Source organism: Lacimicrobium alkaliphilum (assembly GCF_001466725.1).
GTDB lineage: Bacteria > Pseudomonadota > Gammaproteobacteria > Enterobacterales > Alteromonadaceae > Lacimicrobium > Lacimicrobium alkaliphilum_B.
The window spans coordinates 2,788,221-2,804,438 of record NZ_CP013650.1 but is presented as its reverse complement, the minus strand read 5'-3'; the positions used below and the strand labels follow the sequence as shown (position 1 = coordinate 2,804,438).

Genomic DNA, 16,218 nt, shown 5'->3' with positions numbered 1-16,218 from the left:
GGTGACAGAGGCTTGTGTAGTCAGATCTTCTGGCTGATGCGGCCATGCATATTGGTCCAGGATTCGGGGAATTTTCCTTGCAGAACATAGGAAAAGGCGATCAGCTCGGCAATGACCAGGTACAGCTCCCGGGGAATTTCCTGGCCCAGATCCAGCTGATTAAGAAATCCGGCCAGATGTTCATCCTCATGTATCAGTACCCCTGACTGACGGGCAAGCTCAATAATCTCATCGGCCAGATCGCCGAAGCCCTTGGCGACAACCTTTGGCGCCTGTTGTTTATTCTCGGCCTGGTATTTAATCCCCACCGCACTGCGAGGTTTGCTGTCTTTGTGCTTATTCATGCCTGCGTCTCAAATACCTGATAGGGCCGTTGTTTAAGGTGCTGTGGAATTTTACCCAACTGACACTGACTATGGCTGATATCAATGCCCAGCTCCTGAAAGCGCTTTTTCAGCAGCGGCAAAAAGGCGATAACCTGATCCTTAAGCCTGTCATTGGCGGCGTAGAAATCCAGCTCCAGTTGGGTTTCATAGAGTCGCGCCTTGGCCAGCAGGCCGCCCTGTTCGCCGATCTCCAGCTTCATGGTCAGGTGCCATTGCTTGTTCGGGCCTTGTTGTTGTTTGTTTTTCTCTTCGGGGGGCGGTTCGCGGCGGATTAACAGTTCAATATCCTTGCGGTTGGAATCCGGCCCGATGGGCAGGCTGTAATAAAAGCTGTCCTGGCCCTGAAGCAGGCTCTCAGCGCTGCCGGCCTTGTGGGCAGTATGGCTGGCCAACAGCAGGTTAAGATTACGAATCAACTGATGTCGCTGCTCTGCCTGAGCAAAATCAGCCAGCCCTCGGGGGGAGACACGGTTGCCGCCTGTGAGATTTTCGAGCATGCCACTTAAACGCTCTGCCAGTCGTTCGCCCTGTGAGGGCTGGTTTCTTGTTTGCCTGGCAGCCAATGACAATTGCAAAAGGGTGATCAGGCCACCGAGAAATCCCTGCTGATTGGTGTTGGTGGTCAGGCTTAAGGGTGTCAGTGCCATCGCTGGCTGGCTGAGCAGGGCTCGCAGTTGGGTGGCATCCTGCTCTGAGCCTTTAGGCAGGCTCTGGCCAAGTTGCTGTGTAATTTGCTGGATAACTTTGGCAGATTCAGACTGCCCGATAGTGCTGTCTTTGAGAGCCTGCTCAATCCGGCCAAGGCTCTGGGCCGGAGATTCCTGGATACTGTGAAGACGGCGCAATAACACTTGCAGGGACTGATAAGAGATGCCTTCGGCCGGGGCTTTTGGCACGGCAGAGCTCACTATGCCAGCGCTTTGTTGGGGTAACGGCAGCGACTGAGCCGTACTCTCTGCCCGGGTAAGGATATTTTCTGCCGCCGGTGAGGACTTGTGGCCGGTCAGGGGCGGCAGCAACTGCTGCAGCTGTTGTTTATTAGCAGAGGATAAATCGATGCTGGCCTTTATCGCCGGATTAGACAGGGTCAGGTTAAGGCTGACCTTACCGGAATCTTTTACCACCAGCGTCGCGGCATCGGCAGTGGTCCTGAGCTGATTGATCAACGGCATAAGTGGCTGTAATGCCGGAGCAGGTGTGCGCTGCAATAGTTCTGCGCTTCCTTGCGTCAGCGTGATGGGATTGTTTTTAGGGAGTATCAGAGCCAGTGGACTGGGCTGATTTGCCGGTAATGTCACTTTAATGGCACTTTGCGAAGGCGGTGCATTAGTGGATTTAGGTGCGGCATTTAACGTCCACTCGCCGCTTTTTTGATACTGGAGCTGCACTATCTGACCTTTGCTGAATTCCGGCGGTGGTTTGGGCAACTGCACCTGAACCTGAGTATCAGCCATTTGCAGGATCAGCCTGTTAGCCTGTGAGGAGAGAACGCTGGCAGGCATTGTCAGCCCCCCGTTTTGGGTTTTTACCGACGCCAGCAATTTATCACTCAGGGCTGTGCCGCTGTCCGTCAGCGTTTGCGCTAACAGCAGCTCTGCCAGGGCTTTAGGGATAAGCTGAGTGAGGGTAATGGTGCCCGTATCAGTCCGCCCAGCTGGTACCAGCGCGGGCGGGCTGGAGAAAATCAGTCTGCTGCTGTTTTTAGGATCCAGCGACAGCGTATAACTTTGCCCGCTGCTGAGTTCGCCCTGAAGTGTTCTGCCCGGCAGTTGTAACTCGCCTTTTTGTGTCTGCAATAGCAGCTGGTTGCCGGAAAGGTGCCTGACTATGGCCTGACTGGCTTGTTGCGATAATCCTGAGGGCAGGGAGCTGCCAGCAGACTGTAACTGCTGCAGGGCACTGGCTAACTGCTGCTGTGATGAGAGTAATATATCTGACATGCTCTGTTATCGGCTGTTGGCTGACTAAGCATAAACCTAAGACACACAGAATAGAATGCTCGTCACCTATTGTGTTATTATCGCGCCCGAATTTTTCACCACCACCAGAGCCTGATTTGAGTTGTCTATCTGTCAATAATCTGTGTTGCATAAAGCGTGACCGCGTGCTTTTCGAACGTCTGAATTTCAGGCTTCAGGAGCAACAGGCGCTGCATGTTCAGGGCCCTAACGGTGCTGGCAAGACCAGTCTGCTGAGAATTCTGGTGGGACTGGCGCAGGCCGATAGCGGCGAGGTGTTATGGCAACAACAGAAAATCAGTGAGAGCACCCGGGACTTTTCTTCTCAACTGGTATATTGCGGCCATAAATATGCGGTCAATCACAGCTTAAGTGCGGCCGAAAATCTCAGTTTCTGGTGTCGTATGCAAAACCTTGGTACTCACAAGGATATTTTCGCGGTACTGGATGAACTGGGCCTGGTGGGACTTGAGCATTTACCTGCCGGGCAGTTGTCTGCAGGGCAGCAGCGGCGTATCGGTCTGGCCAGGTTGTGGCTGAAACCGGCGAAGTTGTGGGTGTTAGATGAGCCCTTTACAGCCCTGGACACCAGTGCCATTGAACTGCTCAGTCGCAAAATGGAACAGCATCTGGCCTATCATGGCATGATAGTGCTGACGTCACACCAGTCGCTTGAATTAAACCACCCAGTGCGTTCCCTGCAACTGGAGTACCGGTTATGAGCAGACCATGGCAGGCGTTATTGTCCAGAGAACTGGCACTGGCGTTCCGGCAAAAGAGTGAGTTACTACAGCCACTGATCTTTTTTGTGTTGGTGATCAGCCTGTTCCCCCTTGGCGTGGGGCCAGGGCCGCAAATGCTTCAGAAAATTGGCCCCGGTGTGATCTGGGTTGCGGTATTGCTTTCTTCTTTGCTGGGGATGGAGCGGCTGTTCAGAGAGGATTTTAATGACGGCTGGCTTGAGCAAATGACCTTATCGCCGGTGCCGCTGAGCCTGGTGGTTCTGATCAAGGTGTTGTCTCACTGGCTGACCTGTGTCTTACCCTTACTAATTATTTCACCGTTGCTGGCCCTGTTTCTTAATCTCACTGCAGATATGTATCAGGCTTTATTGATCACGCTGCTGCTGGGAACACCATTGCTGAGCCTGGTGGGAGCCACAGGGGTTGCACTGACCACCGGGCTGCAGCGGGGCGGGGTGTTATTGTCGCTGCTGCTGTTGCCCTTATTTATTCCGCTACTTATCTTTGCCACCTCGGCAGTGGATGCAGCGGCGTTGCAACTTTCTTATAATGGTCAGCTTGCTATTATCGGCGCGTTGTTACTACTGGCGTTGGGATTGACTCCTTTTGCCACGGCTTATGCCCTGAAGGTCACCCAGGGCTGAATAAACCTAAGACAAATCAAGAAGGTAGTGTCTTATATGTGGAAATGGTTACATCCCTATGCGAAGTCTGAGCAGGCTTTCAGGCTTTGCGGCAGATTACTGCCCTGGCTGAGCATCAGCGCAGTGCTGATTTTGGGAGCCGGCACTGTCTGGGGGCTGGCTTTTGCGCCCTCCGATTATCAGCAGGGCGATTCGTTCCGCATTATTTATATTCATGTGCCCTCGGCAATATTGTCCATGGGCGTCTACAGCGCCATGGCCATCGCGGCATTTATTGGTCTGGTCTGGCAAATTCGCACCGCGACCATGGCGGTGGCGGCGATTGCACCGGTCGGGGCGGTGCTGACCTTTATTGCCCTGTTTACCGGTGCAGCCTGGGGTAAGCCCATGTGGGGAACCTGGTGGGTGTGGGATGCCCGCCTGACCTCCGAACTGATCCTGTTATTCCTGTATCTGGGGGTGATGGCCTTATATCAGTCTTTTGACGATAAACAACAAGGTGGTAAGGCCGCCGGTGTGATGGCATTGGTAGGTGTGGTTAACCTTCCCATCATTCATTATTCCGTGGAGTGGTGGAATACCCTGCACCAGGGGGCGACCATTACCAAGTTTGGTAAACCCTCGATAGCGCCAGAGATGCTGTGGCCACTGTTATTGTGCATCCTTGGCCTGGCACTGGCATCGGCTGCCATCAGTTTGTACCGTTTTCAGAGTGAACTTATGCGCCGGGAAATGCACCGGCCATGGGTCAAAGCATTGGCAGAACAGGAGCACACTCATGCAGTTTGAGAGCTGGCCAGTGTTTTGGGACATGGGCGGGTATGGTTTTTTTGTCTGGCTGGCCTTTGGGGTGAGCTTTTTGGCGTTGGCAGGGTTGATCCTGCAAAGCCGCGTGGCACGTAAGCAGGTGCTAAAAGCTCTACGCGAAGAACAGCAGCGTCAGGCCAGGATCCAGGCCAGTCGTCACAAGCAGCAACAAGGCAATCAACAATGAATCCAAGACGTAAACAACGGTTAATGGCAGTTTCTGCTGTGGTATTAGTGGTAGCAGGTGCTATCGGCCTGATGCTGTATGCCCTGGGACAGAATATTGATCTGTTCTATACCCCTTCAGAAATCGTGCAGGGTAAAGAAGGCGTCAAACCAAAGGTGGGTCAGCGTCTTCGCGTTGGCGGCATGGTGGTGGAAGGTTCCGTGCGTCGTGACGAGGACAGCCTGGCGGTGAGTTTTGATCTGGTGGATACCGGGCCGGTAATTACCGTCAGTTATCAGGGCATTCTGCCCGATTTGTTTCGCGAGGGGCAGGGCATTGTTGCCACAGGCTATCTGACCGAGGCCAATCATATTCAGGCCGAAGAGGTGCTGGCCAAGCATGATGAAGAGTATATGCCACCGGAACTTGCCGAGGCCATGAAAGGTATCAAGCACGTAAAGCCATCAGAAGCGTCCTACCAGGAGTAATACACAGATGTTAGCCGAACTCGGACACTTTTCGCTGGTACTGGCCCTGTTGATGGCTATTCTGCTGGCTGTTTATCCCTTGTGGGGCGCACAGCGAGGCAGCGATACTCTGATGGCAACGGCCCGGCCGCTGGCCATAGGAGTATTTTTATTTACCGCCTTTGCTTATTTTTGTCTGAGCTGGGCCTTTTTTGAGAATGATTTTACCGTCGCTTATGTGGCCCATAATTCTAATACGCTGCTGCCCTGGTACTACCGGTTGACAGCCGTATGGGGTGGCCATGAGGGCTCGTTTTTATTGTGGGTACTGATTTTTTCTGTATGGACTGTCGCCGTGGCTCTGTTCAGCCAAAGTATCCCCCGTGAGTTTCTGGCCAGAGTGCTGGGTATTCTTGGTCTGGTGGGCGTAGGCTTTTACCTCTATATGCTGCTGGCCTCCAATCCCTTTGAGCGCCTGTTGCCCTTTTTCCCTGTGGATGGCAGAGACCTTAATCCGCTGCTGCAGGATTTTGGCATGATTATCCACCCGCCGCTGCTATATATGGGCTATGTGGGTTTCTCTGTGGTTTTTGCCTTTGCGATTGCGGCACTGATTGCCGGGCGACTGGACTCTACCTGGGCACGCTGGTCGCGCCCCTGGACGCTGGCGGCCTGGATATTTCTGACTCTGGGCATCGCCCTGGGAAGCTGGTGGGCATACAAAGAACTGGGCTGGGGCGGCTGGTGGTTCTGGGATCCGGTGGAAAATGCCTCCTTTATGCCCTGGCTGGTGGGCACTGCCTTGCTGCACTCGCTGGCGGTTACCGAGAAACGTAAGGTCTTTAAGTCCTGGACGGTGTTACTGGCAATTTCGGCTTTCTGCCTGAGTTTATTGGGCACCTTTCTGGTACGTTCGGGGATCCTGGTGTCGGTGCATTCCTTTGCCTCAGACCCGACCCGCGGGCTGTTTATACTGGCACTGCTGATGCTGGTGATCGGTGGCTCCCTGCTGTTGTACGCCTTGCGGGCCCCGCAGCTCAGAAGCATTGGCCGCTATCAGCTGATTTCCAGAGAAATGATGTTAATCGGCAACAATATCCTGCTCAGTGCCGCCACCATAGTGGTGCTGCTGGGTACCTTGTTGCCTCTGGTGCATAAAGAGCTGGGGCTGGGCTCTATCAGTGTCGGCGCGCCATTTTTCGATCAGATGTTTGTCTATCTGACGGTGCCATTTGTATTTTTGCTGGCCATGGGGCCGTTGAGTCGCTGGAAGCGACAAAGTGCATCGGCCCTTGGCAGCCACTTGTTACAGGCCTTTGTCATCAGTATCAGTTCGGCATTGTTAGCAGGGTTGGGTACCGATGGCTTTTCCTATATGGCGACACTGGGGCTGCTGCTGAGCTTCTGGATCATGGTGTCAACAGTGCAGGAAGTACGTCAGCGTATCGCCGATAAAGGTGAACTTTTAGCGGATCTTAAAAAACTCACACCCAGTCACTGGGGTATGGTGCTGGGGCATCTTGGCTTTGCGGTGATGATTATCGGTATTGCTATGGTGACCAGTTACAGTCAGGAGCGGGATGTGCGCATGTCACCCGGAGACAGTATCGAGCTGGCCGGTTATACATTCCGGCTGCAGGGGGTGGAGCCCTTACGCGGGCCTAATTACACCGGACAGGTGGCGATCATGGATATTTATGCCAATGGTAAAAAACTGAATCATCTGGAAGCGGAAAAACGCTTTTACACGGTACAGCGATCGGTGATGACCGAAGCCGCTATCGATGTGGGCCTGACCCGTGATCTGTATGTGGCGCTGGGTGAACAGCTGAATAACGGCGCCTGGGCGTTACGGGTGTATGTGAAACCCTTTATTCGCTGGATCTGGGCAGGAGCCCTGTTGATGGCAATAGGTGGATGTCTGTCGTTATCCGATAAACGTTACCGCATGGCAAAGCTGGCACCTGGCAAAGAGCAAATACCGGCACAGAGTTTGTCGGAGGCGCAGGCATGAAAAAACTGACTCTGTTTCTGCTGCCATTGTTACTGTTTTTGCTGATTAGTGTGTTTTTGCTGCAAGGGTTGTTTTCCGATCCCAGGGAACGGCAATCCAGCCTTCTCGACAGACCCGTGCCGGAATTTTCCCTGCCCGATGTGATGGATGAAAGCACTATCTACGGGCCACAGGTGTTTAAAGGCGAAGTAACCCTCCTGAATGTGTGGGGAACCTGGTGTGTCACCTGCGCTTACGAATTACCCTTTTTAACCGAGTTGCGCCAGCAGGGCGTGCGCATACTTGGTTTGTATTATGAGCAGGATCTGGATCCGGATTTCGGGGCTAAGTCACTGGCGCAGATCCGCCGGGATATCGACAAAAAACTCAGTCAGTTAGGCAATCCTTACGCATTTAATATTTTTGATCAGCAGCGCAGCCTGTCACTGGACTTAGGTGTGACCGGTGCACCGGAAACCTTTCTGATTGACGCCCAGGGCAGAGTGCGGCTGCACCATATTGGCGATGTGAACGAGCGGGTCTGGCAGCAAAAATTTCTGCCTCTTTATCACAAGCTCAGTGATCAGGAGCTTAATGTTCAGGAGTCAGGCTTGTGAGGTGGTTTTTGTCGTTGTTACTGATACTGAGTTTTGGTGTACGCGCTGCCGATGAGGTCTATGTATTTGATTACCCGGCCCAGCGCGAGTTATTCCAGAAGCTCTCAGAAAACCTGCGTTGCCCTAAATGTCAGAATCAGAATATTGCTGATTCCAATGCACTGGTATCCCAGGATATGAAGCGCAAAGTCTATCAACTGTTGCAACAGGGATACACAGAGCGCGAAGTGATTGATTACATGAAACAGCGCTACGGTGATTTTGTCTATTATCAGCCGCCATTAAACCCACTGACCCTGTTTCTGTGGATGGGGCCGCTGCTGTTCGTGTTGCTGGTTGTAGTGATGCTGATAAGACGAAGAAACAGACCGGCTGCAGAGGCCGATACGGATATGCTGGCTAAAGCTGACAAATGGCTGGAGGAGGACAAGTGACCTTATTCTGGAGCGGTGCAGGTGCGTTAACCTTACTGGCATTGTTGCTGGTATGCTGGCCATGGCTGGGGAAACGTCTGGTCAGAGGGACTGCGGACAGCCAGAAGCTCAATATCCGTCTTACCCGGCAGCGCCTTGAAGAGCTGCAACGGGAAGTGCATGAAGGCCTGATTGATGAGCAGGATTTAAAATCAGCAGAACAGGAACTCAAACTGGCCCTGGCGCAGGAGCAAGGCGCTGAGCAGCCCACCGCCAGGTCATTCTCTGTTTCGGTGCTGATTATGGGCCTGTTGCTGGCGTTGGCGGTGGGCGGGGGCAGTTACTGGAAAGCCAATGAAATCGGCGAGCTGAAGCATTGGCAGCAAGCCAATGCGGAGCTGGCGGACTTAGGCAAAAGGGTGGTAGTAGAGGCCGACCCCAGCGTCACAGCCGAAGAGCTGCAGCGCTTTGCGCTGGCCCTGAGAACCCGGCTCTGGCATCAGCCTGATGCACCGGAAGGGTGGCTGTTGCTGGGGCGTTTGCATGCAAGTCTTAACCGGCTGGACTCTGCCATTGAAGCTTACGATAAGTCCATAAGACTCGATCCGGATAAGGACAGTGCCAGGATGAGCCTGGCCCAGGCACTGGTGATGACCGCCACCGAGGACAATCTGCAACGGGCATTGGCTATTCTTCGCAGCCTGACTGAAAAAGATAAAAACAACCATAGTGCCATCGGCTTGCTGGCAATTGCTGCTACTCAGCTTGGTCAGAATAACCTTGCTCTGGATAGTTGGCGCCAGTTGCAGCAGCAGCTACCAAAAGACGATCCCATGTACGCCTCCGTTGCACAGCGTATTGAAGCACTGGGTGGTGAAGATGCTGATATCACCAGGCTGCAACTTGAGATCAGTGTGGCCCCGGAGCTTATCTCAAGACTACCGGAGACGGGCTATCTGATTGTCTTTGCCCGTGATCCCGACAAAGGTAATATGCCCGCTGCGGTAAAAAAGCAGCCGTTGCAGGATATGCCGTTGACGCTGATGCTGACAGATGCCGATGCCATGCTGACGGATTATCGGTTGTCAGATCTGAACCAGGCGCAGTTGATCGCACGTATATCAGAAGATGCTGATGTATCGGTCCGTGCTGGTGAACTGGAAGGTGAGGCCAGCATTACTATCGAGGCAGGGACTAACATGCAGCAACGTATCGTTATAAACAGGGAAATTAAATGATGAGAGCAGTTTTTATATGGCCATTGCTACTGGTTTTGTTGGGCGGCTGTGCCTCTGCACCAGAGCGGGGACAGCCATCAGAGGTAGAGAGTCTGCAGGACGCGGAAGGGTTGCAGCAAAGCCAGGCATCCGGACCTGTTGAGAGCAAAGATGTGAATGATCCCTTCGAGGGATTTAACCGCGCGATGTGGACTTTTAACTGGGAAGTGCTCGACCCCTATATTTTGCGTCCGATGGCGGTGGCCTACGCAGACTATATGCCGGGATTTGCCCGCACTGGCCTGCTTAATGCGGCGGTTAATCTGGAAGAGCCGGTGAATACTGTGAATAACCTGCTGCAGGGCAAAGTTGGTGACTCCATGGTCAGCATGGGACGTTTTCTGGTTAACTCCACTATTGGTCTTTTGGGAACTATTGATGTGGCCAGTGAAATGGGCCTGACCCGCGAAGAGGAAGAGTTTGAGGAAGTGTTAGGTGTCTGGGGTGTTGGCGCCGGGCCTTATCTGATGCTACCGGCATTGGGGCCCAGAGATGTCAGAGGCGGAGTGAGTATGTATGTCGATTCAGCCTATTTCCCGCTGGATGACCTGGCCTGGCAACTGAGTCTGGCCAGACGATTTATCAAAGCGCTGGAAACCCGGGTATCACTGATTCAACAGGAACAGCTGATCAATAATGCTGTTGACCCCTATGCCATGGTCAGGAATATTTATCTGCAGAACCTTGAATACAGGATCAAGGATGGTGAGGTGGAAAAATCTGAACAGGAAGCTGAGCTTGAAGAGGATATAGATGCTTACCTGGACAGCCTGTGATACTTTTTTGTGGCATTGACTTGTCGGGTAAATGCCTCACACTATCCGGATAAGCTGAATCTGTGGGTCTCAGTGGCACTGGAACTTAGATAGCGGCGCGGAATCAGTCATAACTAAAAATAACAGATGGAATCAGGACGCATTATGGAGCTGAAAGAATTAAGGGTTGCGGTAATCGGGCTGGGGTACGTAGGCCTGCCACTGGCGGCTGAGTTTGGTAAAAAGCGCAGCGTTATCGGATTTGATATTAATGCCAGGCGTATCGCTGAGTTGAAAAAAGGGCTGGATACAACCCTTGAGGTGACAACTGAGGAACTGCAGCAGTCTAAAGGCCTGAGTTTTACTGATCAGTTGCAGGACTTAGCGCAAGCCAATGTTTTTATCGTGACGGTTCCCACGCCGATTGACAGTTTTAAACGACCCGATCTGACCCCTCTGATTAAGGCCAGTGAGACTATCGGCAAGGCATTAAAGCCGGGCGATATTGTTATCTATGAGAGCACCGTATATCCCGGTGCCACAGAAGAAGATTGTGTACCCGTACTTGAGCGGGTGTCCGGGCTTAAATTTAATCAGGATTTCTATGCCGGTTACAGCCCGGAGCGGATCAATCCCGGTGACAAAGAACATCGGGTCTCCACCATAAAGAAAGTCACTTCAGGTTCAACGCCGGAGATCGCGGATCTGGTGGATGCACTGTACGGTGAAATCATCATTGCCGGTACCCATAAAGCCAGCTCTATCAAAGTGGCAGAAGCGGCGAAGGTCATCGAAAATACGCAGCGGGATGTCAACATTGCCCTGATTAACGAGCTCGCCATTATTTTCAATCAGCTCGGTATCGACACCCTTGAAGTACTCGAAGCGGCCGGCACCAAGTGGAATTTCCTGCCCTTCAGACCGGGGCTGGTGGGTGGTCATTGTATCGGTGTGGATCCCTACTACCTGACACATAAGGCACAGGCCATTGGTTATCATCCTGAAATGATTCTGGCCGGCCGTCGTCTGAATGACGGCATGGGCAAATATGTGGTGTCTGAGCTGGTCAAGAGCATGATCCAAAAGGGCATACAGGTGCAACAGGCAAGGGTATTGCTGTTGGGACTGACCTTTAAAGAAAATTGCCCGGACCTGCGTAATACCAGGGTGGTGGATATTGTCAGTGAAATCAGTGAATACGGGGCCCGCGTGGACATTTACGACCCCTGGGCCAGTGCTGATGAAGCCATGCATGAGTATGGTCTGGAACTGGTCGAACGACCGGCAGAGCAGGCTTATGATGCGGTGGTGCTGGCCGTGGCGCATAATGAATTCAGGCAGTATGACCGCGCCACGTTTGACAGGTTATGTAAGCAGAAGCGGGTTATTTACGACCTTAAGTATGCACTGGATAAATCACTCACTGACAGGAGGTTGTAATGACCATGGAGCGTTATCAACAGGTAATAGAGCAACTTAAGCAACAACCCCAGGTCTGGCTGGTAACAGGCGCTGCGGGATTTATCGGCTCTAATCTGGTTGAGGCCCTGCTCAAAGCCGATCAGCAGGTAGTGGGATTAGATAATTTTGCCACCGGGCATCAGAGAAACCTTGATGAGGTCAAAGCGCTGGTGGGGGAGAAACGCTGGCAGAAATTTCGTTTTATTGAAGGGGATATCCGCAATAAAGAAACCTGTGCCAGTGCCGTAAAAGGTGTGGATCGGGTATTACATCAGGCCGCTTTAGGCTCGGTTCCCCGTTCACTGAATGATCCTGTTACCTCCAACGAAGTGAATATCAGTGGTTTTCTGAATATGCTCTGCGCCGCCAAAGATGAAGGGGTTAAAGCTTTTGTTTATGCCGCCTCGAGTTCCACTTATGGCGATCATCCCGCATTGCCGAAAGTGGAAGAGAACATAGGGAAGCCGTTATCTCCTTATGCGGTGACCAAATATGTGAATGAGCTTTATGCGGATGTGTTTGACCGGGCTTATCAATTCAAAAGCACCGGCCTGCGTTATTTCAACGTCTTTGGGCGCCGTCAGGACCCCGATGGTGCTTATGCAGCGGTGATCCCGAAATGGACTGCAGCCATGAATCATGGCGAAGAGGTGTTTATCAATGGCGATGGTGAGACCAGCCGGGATTTTTGCTACATCGACAACGTGGTACAGATGAACCTGCTGGCAGCCATGACGACACTGGATAAGAGTGAAGTTTTTAATGTTGCCCTGGGTGACAGAACCACCCTTAATCAACTGTTCCAGGCCATCAAAGAAGCATTGGCTGAACAAGGTGTAAGTTACGATAAGCAGCCGGTTTATAGGGATTTCAGACCCGGCGATGTGCGCCACTCACAGGCCGATATCAGCAAAGGGCAGTCACTGCTTGGTTACGATCCACAGTTTCGTATTTTCGAGGGAATCAGCCTTACTATGCCCTGGTATGTGCTGAATGTCTGATACCTGACGTGAGCCAAAGCAATCTAAGCCAAAAGAAAGAAAGTTATTTACACGCAGTGCACAGAGGTTTATTAGCTCTGTACTCAGTTGCGATCTCTGCGTCTCTGCGAGATCAAACAAAAAGAAGCCAGGGATCTCGCAGAGACGCCAAGGCGCTGAGAATTGAAGAATGAGCTTCTGCGTTCGTTGTGCTGGTTGTCAATTTCCCGTCATCTTTCTCATCTCTAGTACCGATTTAGCCTAACTTCATGTTTTATAATAACTTATAAAACTGGCATTGGTATTGCTAACTTAACTCCAAAGCGTGTTCGACTGTCAAAAAACAGTACTCTTTGGAGCTAACCCATGGAAATAAAAGCCGATTCTCTTTACAGCCAATTACAGGCACTGGCCAGTGAAGCCAATGGTGGTATCGGGCAGAGCCAGCCCCTGGTAACCAACCCCAGCTCGCAGAATTTTGGAGATATGCTCAAGGAAGCCCTGGATACCGTCAATAGTATGGGCTGGGAATCCCGTGATGCCCAACGGGCCTTTGAAATGGGCGATCCTAATCTGAGCATGGCTGATGTGATGATCACCAAGGAAAAAGCCGGTATTGCTTTTGAGGCGACCGTGCAGGTACGTAACAAGGTTCTGGAAGCTTATAAAACTATTATGAATATGCCGGTATAAGCGTCCATGTCGTACCAGAAATCAATGTACAACTATCAGCACCGCTTTTACAGCGATGGCATATCGGGGAGATAACAGGTGGCTGAAGCAACAAGTACTGAGTTAGCGGTATCCGGTGACAACAACCTGGATGATGATACTCAGGAGCAGAAATCCGGTTTTGTCGATGGTCTGGGCGGGCTGGATTTGCTGCGTCAGATTACCCTGATTGTGGCGCTGGTAATTTGCGTTGCCATTGCCGTGTTTATCGTAATCTGGGCCAAAGAACCTGACTTCAGACCGTTGGCAAAAATGCCTACCGAAGAGCTGATCGAGACGCTGGATTATCTGGATTTGAACCAGGTGGAATATCGCCTGGACGGCAATGTTATTTATGTCAATGAAACACAATATCAGGATATCAAGCTGGGCATGGCACGCCAGGGTATCTCTCAGGAGCCTTCAGCCGGCACCGATATTATCATGCAGGACATGGGCTTTGGTGTCAGTCAGCGGGTGGAAAAAGAACGGCTTAAACATGCCCGGGAACAACAGATTGCCCGCACTATTGAAAGCATCAGCGCCGTCAGCCGCGCCAATGTGCTTTTGGCGATGCCCAAGGAAAGTGTATTTGCCCGGGTAGAGAAAAAGCCCAGCGCCACTGTTGTGGTGACCTTAACGCGCGGTTCGGTGCTATCGGGCCAGGAAGTGGATGCACTGGTGGACATCGTCGCCTCCGCAGTACAGGGGATGGAGCCTAACCGGGTGACAGTGACCGACAGCAATGGCCGGTTACTGAATTCGGGTTCTCAGGATGCAGAATCTGCCCGTAGCCGCAAAAATTATGAGCTGGAACAGCGCCGGGAAGCAGAAACCCTGTCCAAGATCGATTCGATTCTGATCCCGGTACTGGGGCTGGGAAATTATACCGCCCAGGTGGATGTGAGCATGGACTTTACCTCCGTGGAACAGACACAGAAACGTTACAACCCCGATTTACCGGCAGTGCGCAGTGAAATGACGGTGGAAGACAATACCGTTGGTGGTATCTCTGCAGGTATTCCCGGTGCCCTGACCAATCAGCCGCCGCTTGAATCTGATATCCCTGAAGATGCCACTGGTGGGGCCCAGGGTCGTTCTTTGCCGGGGCGTTCCCATAAGGAGGCTACCCGCAATTATGAACTGGACACCACCATCAGTCACACTAAACAGCAAGCGGGTGTAGTCCGGCGTCTGAGTGTGTCGGTAGCGGTGGATCACGTTCAGCAAACGGCAGAGGATGGTACACTCAGCGCAGTTCCCCGGTCTCAGGAAGAACTGCTGAATATTCGTCGCCTGTTGCAGGGCGGGATAGGATTTGATGTGACCAGGGGGGACTCTCTGGAAGTGGTCAGTATTCCCTTTAAGCGTATGGAAGATGTCGGGCTTGTGGAAACGCCAATTTGGGAGCAGGATTGGTTTATGCGAGCTCTGCGACTATTGGTAGGTGGTCTGGTGATCATGACCTTGATCCTGGCCATAGTACGCCCCATGCTTAAGAGACTGATTTATCCTGAAGATACTCATGAGGCTGACAGTTTTGATGCCGATGCCGGTCTTGATCTTGGCGATGAAACCATCAGTATGTTGTCTCAGGAGTTTGACGAAGGGCAGGTGGGCTTTAATTCTGATGGCTCATTGATGTTGCCTGACTTACATAAAGATGAAGACGTGCTTAAAGCCGTGCGCGCGCTGGTTGCTAATGAACCTGAACTGTCAGCGCAAGTGGTTAAAGGCTGGTTGATGCAGGATGAGTGATAAATAATGGCCGCTAAACAAATGATCCAGGAACAAGAGCAGGATACGGCGGGTTACGACGTCAGTAAGCTGGAGGGCGTAGAAAAAGCCGCCATGCTATTGCTCAGCCTGTCCGAGGAAGATGCGGCGCAGATCCTCAAGCATCTGGAGCCCAAACAGGTTCAGAAGCTGGGTTCGTCCATGGCCAGCATCGAAGATATGACGCAGAATAAAATCACTGCGGTACATAAGCACTTTATCGAAGAAATACAGAACTACAGCACCATTGGTTTCCAGAGCCAGGAGTTTGTCAAGAAGGCACTGACTGCCGCTCTGGGTGAAGACAAGGCCGCTAACCTTATCGATCAGATTCTGATGGGGGGGGGCGCCAAGGGCCTGGATTCACTGAAGTGGATGGATTCCAAGCAGGTGGCCAGCATTATTCGCAACGAACACCCGCAGATCCAGACTATTGTGCTGTCTTATCTTGAAGCGGAACAGTCCGCGGAAATCATGGCTCAGTTCCCGGAAAAGGTCAGACTGGATCTGATGATGCGCATCGCCAACCTCGAAGAAGTACAGCCAGCAGCCTTACAGGAACTGAATGAAATTATGGAAAAACAATTTGCCGGTCAGGCCGGTGCTCAGGCAGCCAAGATGGGCGGCCTGAAATCTGCAGCAGATATAATGAATTACCTGGATACCAATATTGAAGGGCAGTTGATGGATGCCATTCGCGAGCAGGATGAGGAAATGAGTCAGCAGATCCAGGATCTGATGTTTGTGTTCGACAACCTTGCCGATGTGGATGACAGGGCGATTCAGACCCTGCTGCGCGAAGTGCAGCAGGAAGCCCTGCTTAAAGCCATCAAAGGTGCCGATGACAATCTTAAGGAAAAAATCACCAAGAACATGTCCAAGCGGGCTGCAGAAATGCTGCTTGATGACCTTGAAGCCATGGGACCCGTGCGTATCAGTGAAGTGGAAGCGGCACAAAAAGAAATTCTGTCGGTGGCCCGTCGTCTGGCCGATGCCGGTGAGATTATGCTCGGTGGTGGCGGTGGTGATGAATTCCTCTAAGCCATTGCCGGTAGTGCCTTTTT

Annotated in this window: 17 protein-coding genes; 15 read left to right on the top strand and 2 right to left on the bottom strand. The window is 52.1% G+C overall.

All coding sequences use genetic code 11. The features are described 5' to 3' along the window. Positions 1-20 precede the first annotated feature (20 nt). Both AT746_RS12740 and AT746_RS12735 read right to left on the bottom strand, forming a co-directional pair. Positions 21-344, bottom strand: coding sequence for an EscU/YscU/HrcU family type III secretion system export apparatus switch protein (locus tag AT746_RS12740; protein WP_062480871.1), 324 nt, complete (start codon positions 342-344; stop codon positions 21-23). Continuing rightward, positions 341-2,326 carry a flagellar hook-length control protein FliK gene (locus tag AT746_RS12735; protein ID WP_062480869.1) on the bottom strand — a complete coding sequence of 662 codons (1,986 nt, stop codon included), beginning with the start codon at positions 2,324-2,326 and terminating at the stop codon, positions 341-343. The genes AT746_RS12740 and AT746_RS12735 overlap by 4 nt, the downstream gene beginning before the upstream one ends. A gap of 71 nt (positions 2,327-2,397) precedes the next feature. Between AT746_RS12735 and ccmA the strand changes: the two genes are divergently transcribed. The 15 genes from ccmA (at position 2,398) to fliG (ending at position 16,195) form a co-directional block, all read left to right on the top strand. After that, positions 2,398-3,066, top strand: coding sequence for a cytochrome c biogenesis heme-transporting ATPase CcmA (gene ccmA / locus AT746_RS12730; protein WP_335338198.1), 669 nt, complete (start codon positions 2,398-2,400; stop codon positions 3,064-3,066). Continuing rightward, positions 3,063-3,731 (top strand): heme exporter protein CcmB, encoded by a 669-nt coding sequence (gene ccmB / locus AT746_RS12725; RefSeq protein WP_062480865.1) that lies wholly within the window; start codon positions 3,063-3,065, stop codon positions 3,729-3,731. Before ccmA ends, ccmB begins: the two co-directional genes overlap by 4 nt. A 36-nt stretch (positions 3,732-3,767) precedes the next feature. Next, positions 3,768-4,520, top strand: a complete 753-nt coding sequence (locus AT746_RS12720) for a heme ABC transporter permease (RefSeq protein WP_062480863.1) — start codon at positions 3,768-3,770, stop codon at positions 4,518-4,520. Next, positions 4,510-4,725: a heme exporter protein CcmD gene (gene ccmD, locus AT746_RS12715; protein ID WP_062480861.1), complete on the top strand. Its 216-nt coding sequence runs from the start codon at positions 4,510-4,512 to the stop codon at positions 4,723-4,725. The genes AT746_RS12720 and ccmD overlap by 11 nt, the downstream gene beginning before the upstream one ends. Next, positions 4,722-5,192 (top strand): cytochrome c maturation protein CcmE, encoded by a 471-nt coding sequence (gene ccmE, locus AT746_RS12710; protein WP_062480859.1) that lies wholly within the window; start codon positions 4,722-4,724, stop codon positions 5,190-5,192. The genes ccmD and ccmE overlap by 4 nt, the downstream gene beginning before the upstream one ends. Before the next feature lie 7 nt (positions 5,193-5,199). Then, positions 5,200-7,185 carry a heme lyase CcmF/NrfE family subunit gene (locus tag AT746_RS12705; RefSeq protein WP_062480858.1) on the top strand — a complete coding sequence of 662 codons (1,986 nt, stop codon included), beginning with the start codon at positions 5,200-5,202 and terminating at the stop codon, positions 7,183-7,185. Next, complete coding sequence (locus AT746_RS12700) at positions 7,182-7,781, top strand: DsbE family thiol:disulfide interchange protein (RefSeq protein ID WP_062480856.1); 600 nt, start codon at positions 7,182-7,184, stop codon at positions 7,779-7,781. The genes AT746_RS12705 and AT746_RS12700 overlap by 4 nt, the downstream gene beginning before the upstream one ends. Then, entirely contained in the window at positions 7,778-8,215 is a 438-nt protein-coding gene (locus AT746_RS12695) for a cytochrome c-type biogenesis protein (protein WP_062480854.1), read from the top strand. The genes AT746_RS12700 and AT746_RS12695 overlap by 4 nt, the downstream gene beginning before the upstream one ends. Next, the gene (ccmI, locus tag AT746_RS12690) at positions 8,212-9,432 is read left to right on the top strand and encodes a c-type cytochrome biogenesis protein CcmI (protein WP_062480852.1); all 1,221 of its coding nucleotides are present in this window, start codon (positions 8,212-8,214) and stop codon (positions 9,430-9,432) included. The genes AT746_RS12695 and ccmI overlap by 4 nt, the downstream gene beginning before the upstream one ends. Then, positions 9,429-10,247: a VacJ family lipoprotein gene (locus AT746_RS12685; RefSeq protein ID WP_156413688.1), complete on the top strand. Its 819-nt coding sequence runs from the start codon at positions 9,429-9,431 to the stop codon at positions 10,245-10,247. Before ccmI ends, AT746_RS12685 begins: the two co-directional genes overlap by 4 nt. A 144-nt stretch (positions 10,248-10,391) precedes the next feature. Beyond that, entirely contained in the window at positions 10,392-11,666 is a 1,275-nt protein-coding gene (gene tviB, locus AT746_RS12680) for a Vi polysaccharide biosynthesis UDP-N-acetylglucosamine C-6 dehydrogenase TviB (protein ID WP_062480850.1), read from the top strand. A 5-nt stretch (positions 11,667-11,671) separates the two neighbouring features. Next, positions 11,672-12,688 carry an SDR family oxidoreductase gene (locus AT746_RS12675; protein WP_062484205.1) on the top strand — a complete coding sequence of 339 codons (1,017 nt, stop codon included), beginning with the start codon at positions 11,672-11,674 and terminating at the stop codon, positions 12,686-12,688. Positions 12,689-13,033: 345 nt separating this feature from the next. Then, complete coding sequence (fliE, locus tag AT746_RS12670; RefSeq protein ID WP_062480848.1) at positions 13,034-13,360, top strand: flagellar hook-basal body complex protein FliE; 327 nt, start codon at positions 13,034-13,036, stop codon at positions 13,358-13,360. Between the two features lie 78 nt (positions 13,361-13,438). Next, positions 13,439-15,136 carry a flagellar basal-body MS-ring/collar protein FliF gene (fliF, locus tag AT746_RS12665; protein ID WP_062480846.1) on the top strand — a complete coding sequence of 566 codons (1,698 nt, stop codon included), beginning with the start codon at positions 13,439-13,441 and terminating at the stop codon, positions 15,134-15,136. A gap of 6 nt (positions 15,137-15,142) precedes the next feature. Further along, positions 15,143-16,195, top strand: coding sequence for a flagellar motor switch protein FliG (fliG, locus tag AT746_RS12660; RefSeq protein WP_420480294.1), 1,053 nt, complete (start codon positions 15,143-15,145; stop codon positions 16,193-16,195). Positions 16,196-16,218: the final 23 nt, after the last annotated feature.

Bases quoted from the DNA above. Each gene is read 5' to 3' on its own strand.
- ccmB (WP_062480865.1), top strand. From the start codon at position 3,063: ATGAGCAGACCATGGCAGGCGTTATTGTCCAGAGAACTGGCACTGGCG.
- AT746_RS12720 (WP_062480863.1), top strand. From the start codon at position 3,768: ATGTGGAAATGGTTACATCCCTATGCGAAGTCTGAGCAGGCTTTCAGG.
- AT746_RS12705 (WP_062480858.1), top strand. From the start codon at position 5,200: ATGTTAGCCGAACTCGGACACTTTTCGCTGGTACTGGCCCTGTTGATG.
- AT746_RS12675 (WP_062484205.1), top strand. From the start codon at position 11,672: ATGGAGCGTTATCAACAGGTAATAGAGCAACTTAAGCAACAACCCCAG.
- AT746_RS12700 (WP_062480856.1), top strand. From the start codon at position 7,182: ATGAAAAAACTGACTCTGTTTCTGCTGCCATTGTTACTGTTTTTGCTG.
- tviB (WP_062480850.1), top strand. From the start codon at position 10,392: ATGGAGCTGAAAGAATTAAGGGTTGCGGTAATCGGGCTGGGGTACGTA.
- ccmD (WP_062480861.1), top strand. From the start codon at position 4,510: ATGCAGTTTGAGAGCTGGCCAGTGTTTTGGGACATGGGCGGGTATGGT.
- AT746_RS12735 (WP_062480869.1), bottom strand. From the start codon at position 2,326: ATGTCAGATATATTACTCTCATCACAGCAGCAGTTAGCCAGTGCCCTG.
- fliG (WP_420480294.1), top strand. From the start codon at position 15,143: ATGGCCGCTAAACAAATGATCCAGGAACAAGAGCAGGATACGGCGGGT.
- fliE (WP_062480848.1), top strand. From the start codon at position 13,034: ATGGAAATAAAAGCCGATTCTCTTTACAGCCAATTACAGGCACTGGCC.
- ccmE (WP_062480859.1), top strand. From the start codon at position 4,722: ATGAATCCAAGACGTAAACAACGGTTAATGGCAGTTTCTGCTGTGGTA.
- AT746_RS12685 (WP_156413688.1), top strand. From the start codon at position 9,429: ATGATGAGAGCAGTTTTTATATGGCCATTGCTACTGGTTTTGTTGGGC.
- AT746_RS12740 (WP_062480871.1), bottom strand. From the start codon at position 344: ATGAATAAGCACAAAGACAGCAAACCTCGCAGTGCGGTGGGGATTAAA.